The following is a 16,963-nucleotide window of genomic DNA, read 5'->3' on the forward strand; positions in this document are numbered from 1 at the left end:
AAGGCCGCTCCCACAAATACCGCGCCATCTTGAAGGTATGCGTGTTGTTTGTGGGAGCGGCCTTGTGTCGCGAAAGGGCCGCAGAGCGGCCCCCAAATTTCACTCAGAAGTCGAAGAACACCGTCTCCCCTTCCCCCTGGATACGGATATCGAAACGATACGCCGTCTTCCCATCCACTTCGCATCGCTTGGCAATCAAGGTCTCGCGGCGCTGCGGCTGCTCGATCAGGTTGAGCACCGGGCACTTGGCGTTGGCCTCGGCCTCATCATCGAAATACAGCCGGGTATGCAGGTGGATATTGATCCCCCGTGCGAACAGGCTGAGGTTAATGTGCGGTGCCATCGGCACACCGGCGGCGTTTTTCACCACACCCGGCTTGACCGTGTGCACGGTCCACTCACCGGCATCGAAAGTGGTGGCGGTACGGCCGAAGCTGTTGAAGGCGTTTTCCAGGTTGTAGGCATCCTGGTACTGGCCGTTGCCATCGGCCTGCCAGATTTCCAAGAACGAGTCGCGCACCAGGTGCCCGTTGCCGTCGTACACCTGGCCGATCAGCAGGATGTGTTCGCCGGGCGCGTCGGGCTTGGCCAGGCGGTTCCAGATTTCCTTGTCGCGCGTGGGGTTGCCTGCCGCTTCCAGGGCCAGGCCGATGTGCACGTAGGGGCCGGCGGTCTGCGAAGGGGTTTCCGGCAGCAGTTCGATTGGCATGGCGGTGTCCTCAGCAGTTTTCGAAGTGGGTCTTGCGCTGGCCGCGCAGCACGATGTCGAAGCGGTAGGCCAGGGCGTCCATGGGGTTGGCGTGGCCCATGTCGAGCTTGGCGATCAACTGCTGCACGGCCTCTGGGTTGGCGATCGACTTGACGATCGGGCACAGCGGGATCAGCGGGTCGCCTTCGAAATACAGCTGGGTGATCAGTTTGGTGGCGAGGGCCGGGCCACTGACGGACACATGGATGTGCGCCGGGCGCCAGTCGTTGGGGCCGTTACGCCATGGGTACGGGCCCGGCTTGATGGTGCGGAAGCTGTAGAAGCCGTCGCGGTCGGTCAGGCAACGACCGACGCCACCGAAGTTCGGGTCCAGCGGGGCCAGGTAGCGGTCGTTCTTGTGGCGATAGCGGCCGCCAGCGTTGGCCTGCCAGATTTCCACCAGGGTGTTGGGCACCGGCTTGCCGTACTGGTCGAGCACGCGGCCGGCCAGAATGATGCGCTCGCCGATCGGCAAGCCACCATTGTTGAAGTTCAGCAGCAAGTCATGGTCATGGGCACCGAAGCCCAGGTGGGAGAAGTCAGGGCCGGTGGTTTCGCTGATCGACTGCGGGATGCTGACCAATGCCTGGCGCGGCGAGCGGGCAATGGACGTCTTGTAGTCGGGCGTGAGGGCCTTGGGGTGCCAGTTGCGATCACGGATCACGAAGCGGCTGTTGTCCTGGGCGGGCATGCCGTTTTCCTCTCTTGGAATTATGTGAAGCCCCTCTTCGGGGACTTGCAGTTTCAAGCAGGCCAGACCTGATGGATATTGAATTCAGCCTTTATATCCATAACCAAATGGTTATGTATTAGTCGATTCGCCGCCTGTGAACTAGTCTATGTCTTCATGTTTCATGGTTTTGGAGAGCTATTCATGGATTGGCGAAAAGGCCGGCGCAGCGACAACGTCGTCGACGCCCGCGGAGAAGGCGGTGGCGGCGGCATGCGCTTCGGTGGTGGCAAGGGGCTGGGCCTGGGGGCCATCCTGCTGATCGTCGGCATCGGCTGGATCACCGGGCAGGACCCCTTGCAGATCCTTGGTCAGCTCGCAGGCCAGATGGAACAGCAGCAGCACGCCCCGAGCGGCGCCGGTGGCAAGGCTCCGCCGGCCAACGACGAGCAAGCCGAATTCGTCGCCTCGGTACTGGGCGACACCGAAGATACCTGGAAGGCGCTGTTTTCCCAGGCTGGCAAGCAATACAGCGACCCCAAGCTGGTGCTGTTCAGTGGCCAGGTGAATTCGGCCTGCGGCTTCGCCTCGGCGGCAGTGGGGCCGTTCTACTGCCCGGCCGACCAGCGGGTGTATCTGGACATGTCGTTCTTCCGCGAAATGGAAACCCGCTTCGCCGCTGCAGGCGACTTCGCCCAGGCCTATGTCATCGCCCACGAGATCGGCCATCACGTGCAGACCTTGCTTGGCGTCTCGGCCAAGGTCGACGCTGCGCGCCGCGCCGGCCAACGCATGGAAGGCGACAACGGCCTGCTGGTACGTCAGGAGCTGCAGGCCGATTGCCTGGCCGGCGTCTGGGCGTACCAGGCGCAGCAGCGCCTGAACTGGCTGGAACCGGGCGATATCGAGGAAGCGCTGAACGCCGCCAATGCCATCGGCGACGACCGCCTGCAGCAGCAGGGCCAGGGCCGCGTGGTGCCTGATTCGTTCACCCATGGCACCTCGGCGCAGCGGGTGCGCTGGTTCAAGACCGGGTTCGCCCAGGGCGATGTGAATAGCTGCGATACCTTCAGCGCGCGCAGTCTTTGACTCCCCTTCACCTCCATTCGCGGCGGTTCGCCGCGAATGCGTCAGCAAAAAACGACGCAAACGTTTTCGTCTTGTTACATATCCGCTGAAAAAGCGTTTCAGCTTGGCCCTGCCCTGCCGATAACCCCTGCACGAATCAGCGGGCTCGCAGAACAAGAACGCCCTGCGATCGACGATCAAGTGAGCGAATAACTTCTGGAGAGCGTGCATGAACAGCTGGTTTGCCAATATCAGCGTCAACCTCAAGCTGGGCCTGGGCTTCGGCCTGGTCCTGGTCCTGACCGGACTGCTGGCCCTGACCGGCTGGAACAGCCTGGGCAGCCTGATCGACCGTAGCAACTGGATGGGCGACATCGGCCAGCTCAACAAGGACCTGACCGAACTGCGCGTCGCGCGCTTGCAGTACATGATCGCCAACGGCGACGATGCGGCGGCGGCCAATACCCAGGCCAAGCTGGACACCTTCGCCAAACAACAGCAGTACCTGGTCACCACCTTCACCAGCCCGGCCAACGTCAAGCTGTTGCAAGACTTGGGCGCCACCATCGAGCAATACAAGGTCTCGCTGAACAAGATGCGCGTCGGCTACAAGAACAGCCTGGCCGCCCGCGAAGCCATGAACGTTTCGGCGGCCAATGCCGACCAGGCCATGGACAACCTCAGCCGCGAGGTGCTGGCCCGGCCCGAGTCAGACAACGTGCGCCTGGAGCACTACCAGGTGATCAGCAACGTGCGCCAGCAACTGCTGCAGGTGCGCATCGCCGTGCGCGGCTACATCGCCGACAACAGCGCGGCCAACGAACAGGCTGCCCTCGGCCAACTCGACAGCACCCTGGCGCAGGTCGACAACCTCAAGCGCCAACTGCCTGACGAGGCGGCCCGCTTGCAGCCGTTCGACCAAGCCGTGCAGGCCTACCGCGACGCTGTGCGGCAATTGCGCGACGCAGTGGTGCAAATCACCACCGCACGCGCCGAAATGACCGTTGAAGGCGCCGATATCGTCAAGCACAGCGACGCCCTGTACCAGATCCAGATCGAGCGCCGCGACGCCGAAAGCGCCCAGGCACGCAGCATGCAGATCATCGCCACGTTGCTGGCGTTGCTGGTGGGCGTGCTGGCCGCGGTGATCATCACTCGCCAGATCACCCGTCCGCTGCGTGAAACCCTGCAAGCGGTGGAGAAGATCGCCAGCGGCGACCTGACCCAGAACCTGCGTGTGACCCGCCGCGACGAACTGGGCGTGCTGCAACAGGGCATCAGCCACATGGGCACCACCTTGCGCGAGCTGATCGGCGGCATCCGCGATGGTGTCACGCAGATCGCCAGCGCCGCCGAGGAGCTGTCGGCGGTCACCGAGCAGACCAGCGCAGGCGCCAACAGCCAGAAGGTCGAGACCGACCAGGTCGCCACTGCGATGCATGAAATGGCCGCGACCGTGCAGGAAGTGGCGCGCAACGCCGAACAGGCGTCCCACGCCGCTACCGGGGCCGACGGCGAAGCCCGGGCCGGCGACCGCGTGGTGGGCGAGGCGATCAGCCAGATCGAACGCCTGGCCGAGGAAGTGCACCGCTCCACCGAGGCGATGAACCTGCTGCAACAGGAAAGCCAGAAGATCGGCAGCGTCATGGACGTGATCAAGTCGGTGGCCGAGCAGACCAACCTACTGGCGCTCAACGCCGCCATCGAAGCGGCCCGTGCCGGTGAAGCCGGGCGCGGCTTCGCCGTGGTCGCAGACGAAGTGCGCGGGCTGGCCCAGCGCACGCAGAAGTCCACCGAGGAGATCGAGGAGTTGGTCGCAGGCCTGCAGGCCGGTACCCAGCAAGTGGCCAATGCCATGCAAGGTAGCCGCACCCTGACCGACAGCAGCGTGGAACTGGCACGCAAGGCCGGTGTGTCGCTTGAGAACATCACCAGTACGGTGTCGAACATCCAGTCGATGAACCAGCAGATCGCTGCAGCGGCCGAGCAGCAGAGCGCGGTGGCCGAGGAGATCAGCCGCAGCATCCTCAATGTGCGCGACGTGTCGGAACAGACCGCCGCGGCCAGCGATGAAACGGCGGCGTCCAGCGTCGAGCTGGCGCGCCTGGGTGGGCATCTGCAGATGCTGGTCAGTCAGTTCCGCGTCTGATCATATGGCCTCATCGCAAGCAAGCCGGCGCCTACGAATCCTGTAGGCGCCGGCTTGCCGGCGATGAGGCCCTCAATGACATCCGTTTACTTGACGATCATCCCTACCCCACGCCCCCGCGGATCCGAGGCTGTTTCCAGCTTCTCACCGCTCACCCGGATCGCCTGGATATCCCCCATCTCCCAGCCCTGATCCTCCAGCACATAACCCATTTTCTTCAACTCATCGGCCACCGCACCGGTCAGCGGCGCATAGCTGTCGAAGTAGAGGGTGTCCTTGGGCAGCAACTGATGGTGCACGCGCTGCGCCGCCACGGCCTTCTCCAGCGGCATGTCGTAGTCGTACAGGTTGTTCATCACCTGGAAGATCGAGGTGAAGATCCGCGAGCCGCCGGGAGTGCCCAGCACCAGCACCACCTTGCCATCGCGGGTCATCAGGCTCGGGCTCATGGACGAGAGCATGCGTTTGCCCGGCTCGATGGCGTTGGCGTCGCCGCCCACCACGCCGAATACGTTGGCCGTTCCCGGTTTGGCGCTGAAGTCGTCCATTTCGTCGTTGAGCAGGAAGCCCGCACCCTTGACCACCACGCCACTGCCGTAGTCGAGGTTGAGGGTGTAGGTGTTGCTCACCGCGTTACCCTCTTTGTCGACGATCGAGAAGTGCGTGGTCTGGTGCGGTTCCAGGCCCGGCTTGACCTGGTCGGTGGGTGAGATCGCCTTGGGGTCGACCTGCGCCGCGCGCTTGGCCAGGTAGTCCTTGGCCACCAATTGGTCCACCGGCACCTTGGTGAAGCCTGGGTCGCCCAGGTAGTCGGCGCGGTCGGCGAACACGCGCTTCTCGATTTCCGCCAGCAGGTGGATGTACTGCGCAGAGTTGTGCGCCACTCCCTTGAAGTCCGCGGCGCGGTCTTCCTTGATGCCCAGCAGCTGCGCCAGCGCCACGCCGCCTGAGCTCGGCGGTGGTGCGGTATAGACCACGTTGCCGCGCCACTCGATGGCAATCGGCTCGCGCCACAGCGCCTTGTAGTCCTTGAGGTCTTCCTTGGTGATCAGGCCCTTGTCGGTCTGCATCTGCGCCACCAGCAGGTCGGCGGTCTTGCCCTGGTAGAACTCGTTGGCGCCCTTGTCGGCGATACGCTCGAGGGTCTGGGCCATTTCCGGCTGCTTGAACGGCTCGCCGACTTTCATGTTGCCGAAGTAGTCGTTGAAGTTGGTCGCGGTCTTGAACATGCCCTGGGCATCGTCGCGATACTGATACTGCTTGCGGGCGATCTTGAAGCCATCGCGGGCATAGCCGATGGCGGGCGTCAGCAGCTCGCTCCAGGGCAACTTGCCGAACTTCTGGTGCGCTTCCCACAGGCCCATCACCGTGCCGGGTACACCGGCGGCGCGGGCGCCGACCAGGCTGAGGTTCTCGATCACCTCGCCCTTTTCATCCAGGTACATGTTGCGGGTCGCGGCCTTGGGCGCCACTTCTCGATAGTCGAGGAAATACGGCTTGCCATCGACGAACAGGGTCATGAAACCACCGCCGCCGATGTTGCCGGCCTCGGGGTAGGTCACGGCCAGGGTGAAGGCAGTAGCGACTGCGGCGTCCACTGCGTTGCCGCCCTTCTTGAGGATATCGGCGGCCACCTGTGCGCCATATTGATCAGGCGCGGCCACGGCGCCACCCTCCAAGGTTAAGGCATATGCCGAAGAACAGCTCAATATCGCGGCCGCGAGCGCCAGGGACTGGAACGGGACAATACGCATGACACTTCCTTGGTGTTGTTTTTGTTGATCAGTCAGTAAGGCCGAAGCGAGCCGACTGTGCAAACACTTGAAGGAAAATTCGCCGCCTGGGGGCAGGATTTGTCGTGTACAGGCAACTCAACAGGCGTATCGGGCCAGTTTGTCCTGGATGAAATCGAGGAAGCACTGGATGCGCAGCGCCAATTGCGTATTGCGGTAATACACCGCATGGATCGGCTGGCGGTAGCCGTTGTTGGCCTCGCCGAGCAGCACCTGCAGGCGGCCGGCGCGGATGTCTTCATGGGTCATGAAGTGCGACAGGCTGACGATGCCCTCGCCGGCCAGGGCCAACTGGCGCAGGGTCTCGCCACTGGAAGCGAGCAGCGCCGGGCGGATGCTCCAGCGATCGCCCTGGGCATGGCGCAGTGGCCATTGGTTGAGCGACTCGGGCTGGCTGAAACCGAGCAGGCAGTGATTGCTCAGATCCTCGACCTGGGTGGGTGTGCCGTGGCGTTCCAGGTAGTCGGGGCTTGCCAGGATCTGTACCGGGCTGCAGCCCAGAGAACGGGCATGCAGGCTGGAATCGGCCAGCTCGCCGATGCGGATGGCGACGTCGGTGCTCTGCTCCAGCAGGTCGATGATCAGGTCGTCGGTGTTGAGTTCGAGCTCGATGGCCGGGTACTGGCGGCGGAACTCGCCGATCCAGGGCAGTATCGCATGCAGCATGAACGGCGCGGCGGCGTTGATGCGCAGGCGCCCCGACGGCGTCTGGCGGTGCATCGACAGGCGCTCTTCCATGTCGTCCATCTGTTCGAGCACCAGGCGCGCGCGTTCGAGGAAGAACCGCCCCTCTTCGGTGAGGTCCATGCGCCGCGTGGTGCGGTTGACCAAGGTGGTCCCCAGCTTGGCCTCCAGCCGCGACAGGGTACGGCTGACCGCTGAAGGGGTCTGGCCGATCTGCTCGGCGGCAGCGGAGATCGAGCCGCAGTCGATTACGGCGACGAATACCTGGAGCTCTTCGGATCGGGTTTTCACGTCTGGGCCTTCGCTGGGACTTTGCAGGGATTAGATAGCGCTTGTCGATGCCAAGTCCAGCTGTGCCTGTACCGGCGAAGGGGCCGGTACAGGCAACGCAATCACTCAGCCTTGCCAAACACCTCTGCAAGATGCGCTTCATAGGCCGCCAACGCCGCCGGCACATCCGGGTTCTTGATCACATCGTTGGTCAGGAACGTTGGCAGGCCGGTCATGCCGAGGAACTGGTTGGCCTTGTGGAACGGGAAGTACACCGCATCCACGCCCTTGCCTTCGAAGAAATCGGCAGGGTCGTCGAAGGCCTCCAGCGGCGCGTTCCAGGTCAGCGACAACATGTACTGCTTGCCCTGGATCAGGCCACCACTGCCGTAGCGCTTGGAGGCATCCGAACGGCTGCGGCCGTCGCTGGCATAGAGGCTACCGTGCCCGGCGGTGAAGACATCGTCGACGTACTTCTTCACGGTCCAGGGGGCACCCATCCACCAACCCGGCATCTGGTAGATCACCACGTCGGCCCAGAGGAATTTCTCCACTTCGGCCTGCACGTCATAGCCACCGTCGATGAAGGTCTGCTGGACGTCGTAGCCAGCACGGTCCAGGTAGGCCATGGCAACGTCATGCAGGGTCTGGTTCAGACGGCCTTCGGAATGGGCGAACTGTTTACCACCGTTGAGCAAAAGGATCTTTTTCATGCTGGCCTCGGGTCTGTTCGGGTCGACCGAGGCTTGCCGCCTGGGTCGAATCGGAAATCGATTGACCGGCAGATTAAAGGCTCGTGAGCTGGGCAAAAAGTAGCCACGTGGCAAAATACATTTGCGCTGACATCACAAATCAAATGCCGATTATTGCCCTAAACTCGCCACATCTTCCTTCAGCGAGTAGTCATAGATGAACGAGCCATACGCATTCATCCTCCAAGCCAAGACCCGCCCAGAAATGTCCGACGCCTTCGAGACCCTGTTCCGTGCGTACGTCGAGCCGAGCCGCCGGGAGCCAGGATGCATCGAGTACCACATGCTGCGCGATCAGCAGGACCCGAGCCTGTTCGTGTTCTTCGAGGTATGGGCCAGCAAGGCCGCCCTGGACGTACATTCGGCCCTGCCGCACATGGCCGAGTTCTTCGAAAAACGCATGGATTACCTGGAGCGCGAGTTCGATATCCAGCGCATCGACATGCTCAGCCCCTCCTCGGCTAGCCGTTGAGCAACAGGTGGCAGCCGAGGGCGGCCAGGCCGATGAAGAAGCAGCGTTTGAACAGCACCGCGCTGATACGCAGACGCAGCCATTGCCCCATCAGCATGCCCAGCAGCGCCGGCAGCACCATCGTCAACGACGCCCCGAGGGCCTGGCCACCGAGGGCGTCCTGCCCAGCCAGGCCCAGGGCCAGCGCCAGGGTCGAGACGGTGAACGACAGCCCAAGGGCCTGGATCAACTCGTCGCGACTCAGGCCCAGGCTTTGCAGGTAGGGCACCGCTGGCATCACGAATACCCCTGTGGCCGCCGTCACCACCCCGGTCGCCAGGCCGCACAGCGGGCCCAGCCAACGCTCTCTGCCTGGGGCCACATGCAAGGTTGGGCCAACCAGCCCATAGCAGGCATAGATCAACAACGCTGCACCCAGCGCATGGGCAGCCCAAGGCCCGCTGTCGATACCCAACCAGGCACTGCCGAACCCGGTGCCGATGAAGATTGTCAGCAGCATCGGCCCGAGTCTTCGCAACAGCGTCAGCACGTGACCGCCCGCCGCAAGCTGCCAGAGGTTGGTGAGGGTCGAAGGTACGATCAGCAGTGCCGCTGCCTGTGCCGGAGACATAGCCACGCCCAGCAAGCCCATGGCGACAGTCGGCAGACCGAGGCCGATCACGCCCTTGACCGCGCCGGCCAGGAGGAAGGTGAAGAGCACCAGCAGGGTCAATGGCAAGCCCATATTCTGGTAGAAGGCGATCAAGGTATTCATGGGCGGCATCATGCCGGGCGGCGCGGCGGCTGAAAATCTGGCATAACTTGAGCCAGACTCTTGCCAGGACATAGGCAGATGCATTTCGACCTGATCGACCTGACGCTGTTCCAGCACACCCTCGAATGCGGCAACATCACCGCCGGGGCACGCCGTAGCCACCTTTCGTTGCCGGCGGCCAGCGCACGCATCCGTGCGATGGAGGCCTCGCTGGGTGTCGCGCTGCTCGAACGCAACCGCCGTGGCGTGCAGCCAACGCCGGCCGGCCAGGCACTGCTGCAGCACGCGCGGTTGATTGGCCAGCAGGTCGAACGCCTGCAATTCGACTTGGCGCAGTACGCCCAGGGTCAGCAGGGCCAGGTGCGGCTGTTGTGCAACACCGCGGCACTGACCGAATACCTGCCCGAACTGCTGGCCAGCTACCTGGCCGACAACCCTGGCGTCAGTGTCGATGTGCAGGAGCTGCCAAGCTTGCGCATCGTCCAGTCGATCACCCAGGGTATGGCCGACCTCGGCATCATCTCCACCGCCGCGCCGAGCACGCACTTGCAGACCTTGCCCTTTCGCCACGACCCACTGGTACTGGTCATGCCGCCAGGGCATCCACTGATGGACCGGGCCAACCCCACCTTCATCGATAGCCTTGCCCATGGCCATGTCGGCCTCGGCGCCAGCAGCGCACTGGCTCTTCACCTGGAGGAACAGGCCCTGCGCGAAGGCCGGCGGATGCATGTGCGCGTCAGGGCCGAAGGCTTCGACGGCGTCATACGCATGGTTGCGGGCGGGGCTGGGGTGGCCGTGGTACCGCAGGCTTCGGTAAGACGCTGGGAAGGCGTGCTGCCGATGCAGTGGGTGCCGCTGGAAGAGGATTGGGCCAACCGCCAGCTGTTGCTGTGCGCCCGGGACTTTCCAAGCCTGCCGGGGTATGCCGCAGGGTTGGTGGAAAGATTGAGCGTGCGCCAGGAGCGATAACGTCACTTCCCATGATGATGTCGAGCTGCGCCACAGCCAGTAGCCTTTTTGCCTTCAATGCTCGAGCGCCAGCTCTCGCAGCGCCGCCGTGGCGAGAAACCCTGAGCGAGATGCATAGCGCTGGTCACGTTTGACCTTTTCGTCGATCCGCTGCAGCAGGTTTTCTGGCAGCGTCGCATTGAAGCGCACGGCCTTTCCCAGATAAGGCGTTACGTCGAAGTCGACAACGGCCCAGACGTCACCGGCGTAGTCGGGGTTGTCGATGTGCACATCGACTTCCTGTGCCTGTGGCAGTGCCTCGTTATCGGCGACCAATCCCTCAAAATGCAACGCCAGGGCTTCCTGGACATTTCGCAGTGCCTGGCCAACGGTCTGCGCTGCGGAAAAGCAGCCAGGAACATCCGGAACGATGACGCCGTAAACCGAATCGATGTCCTTGTGCAACACGACTGGGAACTTCATGGTGTATCTCCGCTGCGATCAAGCTGTGAAACTGCCGGGAAATAGAACATGCGCACTACACACTATCCACACCTAAAGCGACCAGTGGATAGCTTGGACGAATCAGGTGGGCTTATTCCTACCCACAGGCAGGAAATCAGATATGTAGATACCCCCCTGGGGTATCACTTCAAGTAAGACCGCAACAACGACGCCACTTTATCCGCCTCTTCCTGCCGCTCCTGCGCACTCAGCCCATCCGCCACCAGATGCTCGCGGATGTGGCCCTCCATCACCTCGGCCATCAGTCCGTTCACCGCGCCGCGTACGGCGGCGATCTGCTGCAGGATCGCCAGGCAGTCCTTGTCCTGCTCCAGCGCGGTTTCCAGCGCCGCCGCCTGGCCCTTGATCTTGCGCACCCGGGTCAACAGCTGCTTCTTGCCCTTCTGGGTATGTGCCATGTCGTTTCACACCATGATAGGTATACTGGGGTATAGTATGTTTCTCGACCTTACCGGATCATGATAAACCATGGCGACACAAACCTCAGGCCATTGCCGGCTGAGCCACCAGTTCCACACCAGCAACCTCGGTGCCGAGCGCAAGACCCGGCTGGCGGTGTGGCTGACGGCCGTGATGATGGTGGCAGAAATCGCCGGCGGCTGGTTCTTCAACTCCATGGCCCTGCTCGCAGACGGCTGGCACATGAGCTCGCACGCCCTGGCCCTGGGCCTGTCGCTGCTGGCCTATGCCGCGGCGCGGCGTTATGCCGGCGACCGGCGTTTCGCCTTCGGCACCTGGAAAATCGAAATCCTCGGCGGTTACTCCAGTGCCCTGCTGCTGCTCGGGGTAGCCGGGCTGATGGCCTTCCAATCAGTAGAACGCCTGCTCGCCCCTGGCCCGATCCACTACGACGAGGCGATTTTCATCGCCGTGATCGGCCTGGCCCTGAACCTGATCTGCGCCTGGTTGCTACGCGGCGATCACACGCACCACCACGATCATGGCCACGATCATCACCACGGCCATGGTCATCACCACCAGGACCTCAACCTGCGTTCGGCCTACCTGCACGTGATCGCCGACGCTGCCACCTCGGTATTGGCGATCATCGCCCTTTTGGCTGGCAAGCTCTGGGGGGCAGGCTGGCTCGACCCGGCCATGGGCCTGGTCGGCGCAGTACTGGTGGCGGTCTGGGCGCGTGGCCTGCTGCGTGACACCGGCCGGGTGCTGCTGGATGCCGAGATGGATGCGCCAGTGGTCGAGGAAGTTCGCGAGGTGGTCGCGCAACTGCCGGTGGCGGCGCGCATCACCGACTTGCATGTGTGGCGCGTGGGCAAGGACCGATACGCCTGCATCCTCAGCCTGGCCACCACCGGCGCACTCAGCGCCGAAAGCGTGCGCCAGGCCCTGGCCGTGCATGAGGAACTGGCCCATATCACTGTCGAGATCAATGCGTCGGCATAGCGCGGCCAGGCAGCTGGACGTCGAGCCCAGGCAACTGCGGCTCGGCCGTTGGCCCTAAGGTGACGAGTCATCCAACCAGTCACCAGGAGTTGTTCCATGTCCGATTTCATCACCGTCCTGCGCGAGACCTGCCCGACGCCGGTCGTGGACGCCACCAAGTGGAAGCGCATCGGCGGCGACCCGCACACCGTCAACCTCAATGCCTACCTGTCGGCGGACGGCAGCAAGATCATGGGCACCTGGATCTGCACCCCAGGCAAGTTCGAGGTCAACTACGAGAAGTGGGAGTTCTGCCACTTCCTCGACGGCTACTGCATCATCACTCCAGAAGGTGAGGAGCCCAAGCATCTCAAGGCCGGCGACGTGTTCGTCATCGAACCTGGGATGAAAGGCACCTGGGAAGTGGTCGAGACCGTGCGCAAGTACTTCGTCTTCGCCTGATCAGAGAAAGTCGCCGCATCCAACGGCCTCATCGCCGGCAAGCCGGCTCCTGCGGATAACCCTCCGTTCGCGCAGACGGTGTCGTACCTGCAGGAGCCGGCTTGCCGGCGATGTTTTACCTCGCCAATCAGTCCTTCTTGCGATACCCCTCGACGATCGCCGAGAAATCCTTGCCGCCATCGCCGCGCAGGCTCATGGCCTGGTACAGCTGCTGCGCCAGTGCGCCCATGATCACTGGCTGATGCGCCTGGCGGGCGGCCTCGGTGGCCAAGCCCAGGTCCTTGAGCATCAGCTCGGCACCAAAGCCACCGGTATACCCACGCGACGCCGGCGCGGTCTCGATGATGCCCGGCCACGGGTTGTAGGTATCGGAGCTCCAGCAACGCCCGGTCGAACTGTTGATGATCCCGGCCAGCACCTGGGTGTCGATGCCGAGCGCATTGCCCAGGGCCATCGCCTCGGACACGCCGATCATCGAGATGCCCAGCAGCAGGTTGTTGCAGATCTTGGCGATCTGCCCGGTGCCGACTTCACCGCAATGCACGATGTTGCGACCCATCTGCTCGAGCACCGGCTTGAGCGCGGCGAACAGCTCGGCGCTGGCGCCGACCATGAACGTCAGGGTGCCCGCAGCCGCGCCACCGGTGCCACCGGACACAGGGGCATCGCCCATGTCCACACCCTTGGCCGCCGCAGCCTTGGAGACCTCGCGGGCAGTCTGCGGGTCGATGGTGCTGCAATCCACGGTCGGCGTGCCGGGGCGCACGCCGGCCAGCACGCCGTCGTCGCCCAGGTAGACGCTGCGGACATGGGCCGCCGCCGGCAACATGGTAATCACCAGCTCGCTGCTGGCAGCCGCGTCCTTAGGCGAGGCGCTGACCTGCCCGCCGAGTTCGGCGAGCTCGGCCAGCACGGTCTGGTTAAGGTCGAACAGGTTCAGCTGGTGCCCGGCCTTGATCAAGTTGCGGGCCATGGGCGCGCCCATGTTGCCCAGGCCGATGAATGCGATACGCATGGTTTTCTCCTTGACGCAGACGTGTGGCTTAGCGAAGGCTGATGGTGGTGTTCACACCGTCATTGACGCTTTCGTCATCGAACCAGCGGGCAGTGACCGTCTTGGTCTGCGTGTAGAACTGCACGACCTGCTTGCCGTACGGGCCCAGGTCGCCAAGCTTGGAGCCGCGCGAGCCGGTGAAGCTGAAGAACGGCACCGGGACCGGGATCGGGATGTTGATGCCGACCTGGCCGATGTCGATCTCGCTCTGGAACTTGCGCGCCGCTGCGCCGCTTTGGGTGAACAAGCCGGTGCCGTTGCCGAACGGGTTGCGGTTGACCAGGGCGATGGCTTCGTCGAGCGTGTCGACTTCCAGGGTCACCAGTACCGGGCCGAAGATTTCCTGGGTGTACACCTGCATGTCGGTCTTCACGCCGGAGAACAGGGTCGGGCCGACGAAGTTGCCCTGCTCGTACCCAGGTACACGCACCTCACGGCCATCGAGTTCGAGCTTGGCGCCTTCCTTGATACCGCTCTCGATCAAGCCCAGCACACGCTCCTTGGCGCGCTTGGAGACCACGGGACCGACGTCCGTGCCTGGCTCGCAACCGGCATTGACCTTGAGCTTGCTCGCCGCTTCCTTGATATCCGGCAACCATTCGCGGGCCTTGCCCACCAGCACCGCCACCGAGGTGGCCATGCAGCGCTGACCCGCCGCGCCGAACGCGGCACCGACCAGGGCGTTGACGGTCTGCACGCGGTTGGCATCGGGCAGCACCACCGCGTGGTTCTTCGCCCCCATCATCGACTGCACGCGCTTGCCGTGCTGGCTGGCCAGGTTGTAGACGTGGGTGCCGACTTCGGTGGAGCCGACGAAGGAGATCGCCTTGATGTCCTGGTGAGTGCAGATGGCATCCACCACCTGCTTACCGCCGTGCACCACGTTGAGCACACCGGCCGGCACCCCCGCCTCCAGCGCCAGCTCGACCAGTTGCATGGTCGACAGCGGGTCCTGCTCGGAAGGCTTGAGCACGAAGGTGTTGCCGCAGACGATGGCCATCGGGAACATCCACAGCGGGATCATCGCCGGGAAGTTGAACGGGGTGATGCCGGCGCACACGCCGATCGGTTGGCGCAGGGTGTAGGTGTCCACGCCACCGGCGACGTTCTCGGCGAACTCGCCCATCTGCAGGGTGCCGATGGAGGCTGCGTGCTCGACCACTTCCAGGCCGCGGAAGATATCGCCTTCGGCGTCGGCGAGGGTCTTGCCCTGCTCGGCGCTCAGGGTCTGGGCGATGCGCTTGGTGTGCTCGCGGATGAGCGCCTGGAGCTTGAGCATGATGCGCATGCGGGCGCCGATCGGAGTGTCGCGCCACGAGGCGAACGCCCGCTGGGCAGCGGCCACGGCCGCGTCCACTTCCTCGGGGGTGGCGAATGGGACCCGCGCCAGCACCTGCTGGGTGGCCGGATTGACGATGTCACGCCATTCGCTGGACTTCGACTCGACCCACTGGCCGTCGATCAGCAGCTTGACCTGCTCGACCTGGGTCTGGGTGGGGGTATGGGGTGCGTTCATCTGCGTTCTCCTTGGAGTTATTGTCGGACGCGACGCCGGTGCCTGAACATCAGCGAGGTGGCGCTTGGTTCATGGGGCTTTTTTCGAGTATAGATGTGCATACATCCCATAAGAACGCACAAAAAAACCGGATCATCATGCAAAAAGACCTCACATCCTTAAGCTCCCTGAACTGGGACGACCTCAAGTTCTTCCTGGAGGTCGCGCGCACCCGCAAGGCCAGCAGCGCGGCCAAGCGCCTCAACGTCGACTACACCACGGTGTCGCGCCGCATCGGCTCGCTCGAGGCGGCGCTCGGCACCCTGTTGTTCGAAAAGTCGCGGACCAACGGCTTCGTACTCACCGCCGAAGGGCAGCGTCTGCTCAGCTATGCCGAAGCCATCGAAAGTACCTTGCACATGGCGTGCGAGCAGGTGACCGGCTCGGGCGTGGCGCTGTCGGGCCATGTGCGCATGGGCTGCACCGAAGGCTTTGGCAGCTTTTTCGTGACGCCGCAGCTGAGCCATTTCGTCGATGCCTACCCGGCGATTTCGGTGGATATCCTGCCGCTACCGCACTTCATCAGCTTGTCCAAGCGCGAGGCGGACATCGTCATCGCGCTGGAGCGCCCCGAGCATGGGCCCTATGTGTGCTGCAAGCTGTGCGACTACCGCCTGCGGCTGTACGCCACCCGGGACTACCTGGACAACCATGCGCCGATCCGTACGCTGGGCGACTTGGCGGGCCATCCGTTCATCAGTTATGTCGACGACCTGGCGTTCAGCTCGGAGTTGCTGTACTTGGCCAACCTGATCCCCAACGCCAACGCCCGCCTGCGCAGCACCAGCGTGATCGCGCAATACACGGCGGCGTTGCAAGGCCGTGGGCTGGCGATACTGCCGTGCTTCCTGGCGGCGCAGGATCCGCGCCTGATCACGGTATTGCCCGATGAGGTGGAGGTCACGCGGCAATTCTGGATGTACTGCCGCGAGGACCTGCGCAAGTTGAAGCGGATCACCTTGCTGTGGGATTACATTCGCGAGGTCACCGAGCTGAACTCACCGATGCTGATGGGGGCGACGCAAACGCAGAGATTCAAGGAAAAACAGTCACTCTGTTGAAGAAGATTTGAAGCACCTGGTAATTCTGCCAGTTGCCGGAAGCCCGAGATCAGAAGTGGAATATGGGGGGCAAAACCTCTTAATTGAAGGAGTCTTACCAATGACCAAGCCTGAAGCCGCCACCGTGAACAAGGTGCTTGTCATGGGTCACAGCAATCACGGAAAGAGCACGCTGATATCAGCATTCGACCGTTATATGGGATATCACTCAGCCTCTCCAAATTTCGAGTTAAAGGAATACCCAAAGGATAGCAACTCAGCCGACAGCGTGATCAACGGGACGCTAGCCGGAGCGATACTAGTTTGCGATATCGCTACTGGGCCGGAGGAACAAACCAGGGAGCACTTAAAGCTCTGCCAAAATGCCGGTGTTCCGATCATAGCCGTACTCCTGAACAAGCTAGATATGGTGGAAGATCACGAACTACGTGAACAAGTAGAGATGGAAGCTGTTGCTATCCTGGAGGAGTTTGACTACTCAAGCAAAACGCCCATGATCCTCGGTTCTGCCTTGAACGCAGGGGACAGCCAAGACGGTGACGAATGGGGCAGCGCGTTAATCACTAAGCTTTACGGGGAAATCAAACAGTTTCTCGCTAGCCAGAAATAAAT

The 16,963-nt window shown here is 62.9% G+C and carries 18 protein-coding genes; 8 read left to right on the plus strand and 10 right to left on the minus strand.

The genetic code is table 11. The features are described from left to right. Positions 1–103: 103 nt before the first annotated feature. Positions 104–709, minus strand: coding sequence for a protocatechuate 3,4-dioxygenase subunit alpha (gene pcaG, locus E6B08_RS26745; protein WP_136916716.1), 606 nt, complete (start codon positions 707–709; stop codon positions 104–106). A 10-nt stretch (positions 710–719) separates the two neighbouring features. Then, positions 720–1,439 (minus strand): protocatechuate 3,4-dioxygenase subunit beta, encoded by a 720-nt coding sequence (pcaH, locus tag E6B08_RS26750; protein ID WP_136916717.1) that lies wholly within the window; start codon positions 1,437–1,439, stop codon positions 720–722. A gap of 183 nt (positions 1,440–1,622) precedes the next feature. On the opposite strand from pcaH, the gene E6B08_RS26755 reads away from it, so the two are divergent. Both E6B08_RS26755 and E6B08_RS26760 read left to right on the plus strand, forming a co-directional pair. Further along, positions 1,623–2,507, plus strand: coding sequence for a neutral zinc metallopeptidase (locus E6B08_RS26755; RefSeq protein ID WP_136916718.1), 885 nt, complete (start codon positions 1,623–1,625; stop codon positions 2,505–2,507). 208 nt (positions 2,508–2,715) lie between these two features. Continuing rightward, positions 2,716–4,635: a methyl-accepting chemotaxis protein gene (locus tag E6B08_RS26760; RefSeq protein WP_136916719.1), complete on the plus strand. Its 1,920-nt coding sequence runs from the start codon at positions 2,716–2,718 to the stop codon at positions 4,633–4,635. A gap of 86 nt (positions 4,636–4,721) precedes the next feature. Here the strand turns inward: E6B08_RS26760 and ggt are convergent, their stop codons facing one another. The 3 genes from ggt to E6B08_RS26775 form a co-directional block, all read right to left on the minus strand. Beyond that, positions 4,722–6,389, minus strand: a complete 1,668-nt coding sequence (ggt, locus tag E6B08_RS26765) for a gamma-glutamyltransferase (RefSeq protein WP_136916720.1) — start codon at positions 6,387–6,389, stop codon at positions 4,722–4,724. A 117-nt stretch (positions 6,390–6,506) separates the two neighbouring features. Further along, positions 6,507–7,403, minus strand: coding sequence for a LysR family transcriptional regulator (locus tag E6B08_RS26770; protein ID WP_136916721.1), 897 nt, complete (start codon positions 7,401–7,403; stop codon positions 6,507–6,509). A 101-nt stretch (positions 7,404–7,504) separates the two neighbouring features. After that, on the minus strand, positions 7,505–8,095 hold the full coding sequence (locus E6B08_RS26775; protein WP_136916722.1) for an NAD(P)H-dependent oxidoreductase: 591 nt from the start codon (positions 8,093–8,095) through the stop codon (positions 7,505–7,507). Positions 8,096–8,291: 196 nt separating this feature from the next. Here E6B08_RS26775 and E6B08_RS26780 point away from each other — a divergent pair, with 196 nt between their 5' ends. Continuing rightward, positions 8,292–8,606 carry a putative quinol monooxygenase gene (locus tag E6B08_RS26780; RefSeq protein WP_136916723.1) on the plus strand — a complete coding sequence of 105 codons (315 nt, stop codon included), beginning with the start codon at positions 8,292–8,294 and terminating at the stop codon, positions 8,604–8,606. Here E6B08_RS26780 and E6B08_RS26785 read toward each other — a convergent pair. Beyond that, positions 8,596–9,360, minus strand: a complete 765-nt coding sequence (locus E6B08_RS26785) for a sulfite exporter TauE/SafE family protein (protein WP_136916724.1) — start codon at positions 9,358–9,360, stop codon at positions 8,596–8,598. The genes E6B08_RS26780 and E6B08_RS26785 overlap by 11 nt on opposite strands. 78 nt (positions 9,361–9,438) lie before the next feature. Between E6B08_RS26785 and E6B08_RS26790 the strand changes: the two genes are divergently transcribed. Then, positions 9,439–10,332: a LysR family transcriptional regulator gene (locus E6B08_RS26790; RefSeq protein WP_136916725.1), complete on the plus strand. Its 894-nt coding sequence runs from the start codon at positions 9,439–9,441 to the stop codon at positions 10,330–10,332. 54 nt (positions 10,333–10,386) lie between these two features. On the opposite strand, the gene E6B08_RS26795 is transcribed toward E6B08_RS26790, so the two are convergent. Together E6B08_RS26795 and E6B08_RS26800 are read right to left on the minus strand one after the other, a co-directional pair. Next, positions 10,387–10,794: a type II toxin-antitoxin system HicB family antitoxin gene (locus E6B08_RS26795; RefSeq protein ID WP_136916726.1), complete on the minus strand. Its 408-nt coding sequence runs from the start codon at positions 10,792–10,794 to the stop codon at positions 10,387–10,389. Between the two features lie 164 nt (positions 10,795–10,958). After that, positions 10,959–11,234 carry a metal/formaldehyde-sensitive transcriptional repressor gene (locus tag E6B08_RS26800; RefSeq protein ID WP_133332169.1) on the minus strand — a complete coding sequence of 92 codons (276 nt, stop codon included), beginning with the start codon at positions 11,232–11,234 and terminating at the stop codon, positions 10,959–10,961. Between the two features lie 70 nt (positions 11,235–11,304). On the opposite strand from E6B08_RS26800, the gene dmeF reads away from it, so the two are divergent. Continuing rightward, positions 11,305–12,240 carry a CDF family Co(II)/Ni(II) efflux transporter DmeF gene (gene dmeF, locus E6B08_RS26805; protein ID WP_136916727.1) on the plus strand — a complete coding sequence of 312 codons (936 nt, stop codon included), beginning with the start codon at positions 11,305–11,307 and terminating at the stop codon, positions 12,238–12,240. A gap of 96 nt (positions 12,241–12,336) precedes the next feature. Beyond that, on the plus strand, positions 12,337–12,681 hold the full coding sequence (locus E6B08_RS26810) for a cupin domain-containing protein (protein WP_003258412.1): 345 nt from the start codon (positions 12,337–12,339) through the stop codon (positions 12,679–12,681). A gap of 127 nt (positions 12,682–12,808) precedes the next feature. On the opposite strand, the gene mmsB is transcribed toward E6B08_RS26810, so the two are convergent. Together mmsB and E6B08_RS26820 are read right to left on the minus strand one after the other, a co-directional pair. After that, the gene (gene mmsB / locus E6B08_RS26815) at positions 12,809–13,696 is read right to left on the minus strand and encodes a 3-hydroxyisobutyrate dehydrogenase (protein ID WP_136916728.1); all 888 of its coding nucleotides are present in this window, start codon (positions 13,694–13,696) and stop codon (positions 12,809–12,811) included. A 28-nt stretch (positions 13,697–13,724) separates the two neighbouring features. Continuing rightward, a complete protein-coding gene (locus tag E6B08_RS26820) occupies positions 13,725–15,251 on the minus strand; it encodes a CoA-acylating methylmalonate-semialdehyde dehydrogenase (RefSeq protein ID WP_136916729.1) in 1,527 nt (508 codons plus the stop codon). A gap of 137 nt (positions 15,252–15,388) precedes the next feature. Here E6B08_RS26820 and E6B08_RS26825 point away from each other — a divergent pair, with 137 nt between their 5' ends. Together E6B08_RS26825 and E6B08_RS26830 are read left to right on the plus strand one after the other, a co-directional pair. After that, complete coding sequence (locus E6B08_RS26825) at positions 15,389–16,351, plus strand: LysR family transcriptional regulator (protein WP_136916730.1); 963 nt, start codon at positions 15,389–15,391, stop codon at positions 16,349–16,351. Between the two features lie 100 nt (positions 16,352–16,451). Then, positions 16,452–16,961, plus strand: coding sequence for a GTP-binding protein (locus E6B08_RS26830; protein WP_136916731.1), 510 nt, complete (start codon positions 16,452–16,454; stop codon positions 16,959–16,961). Positions 16,962–16,963: the final 2 nt, after the last annotated feature.

It is taken from the genome of Pseudomonas putida (assembly GCF_005080685.1).
Lineage (GTDB): Bacteria > Pseudomonadota > Gammaproteobacteria > Pseudomonadales > Pseudomonadaceae > Aquipseudomonas > Aquipseudomonas putida_V.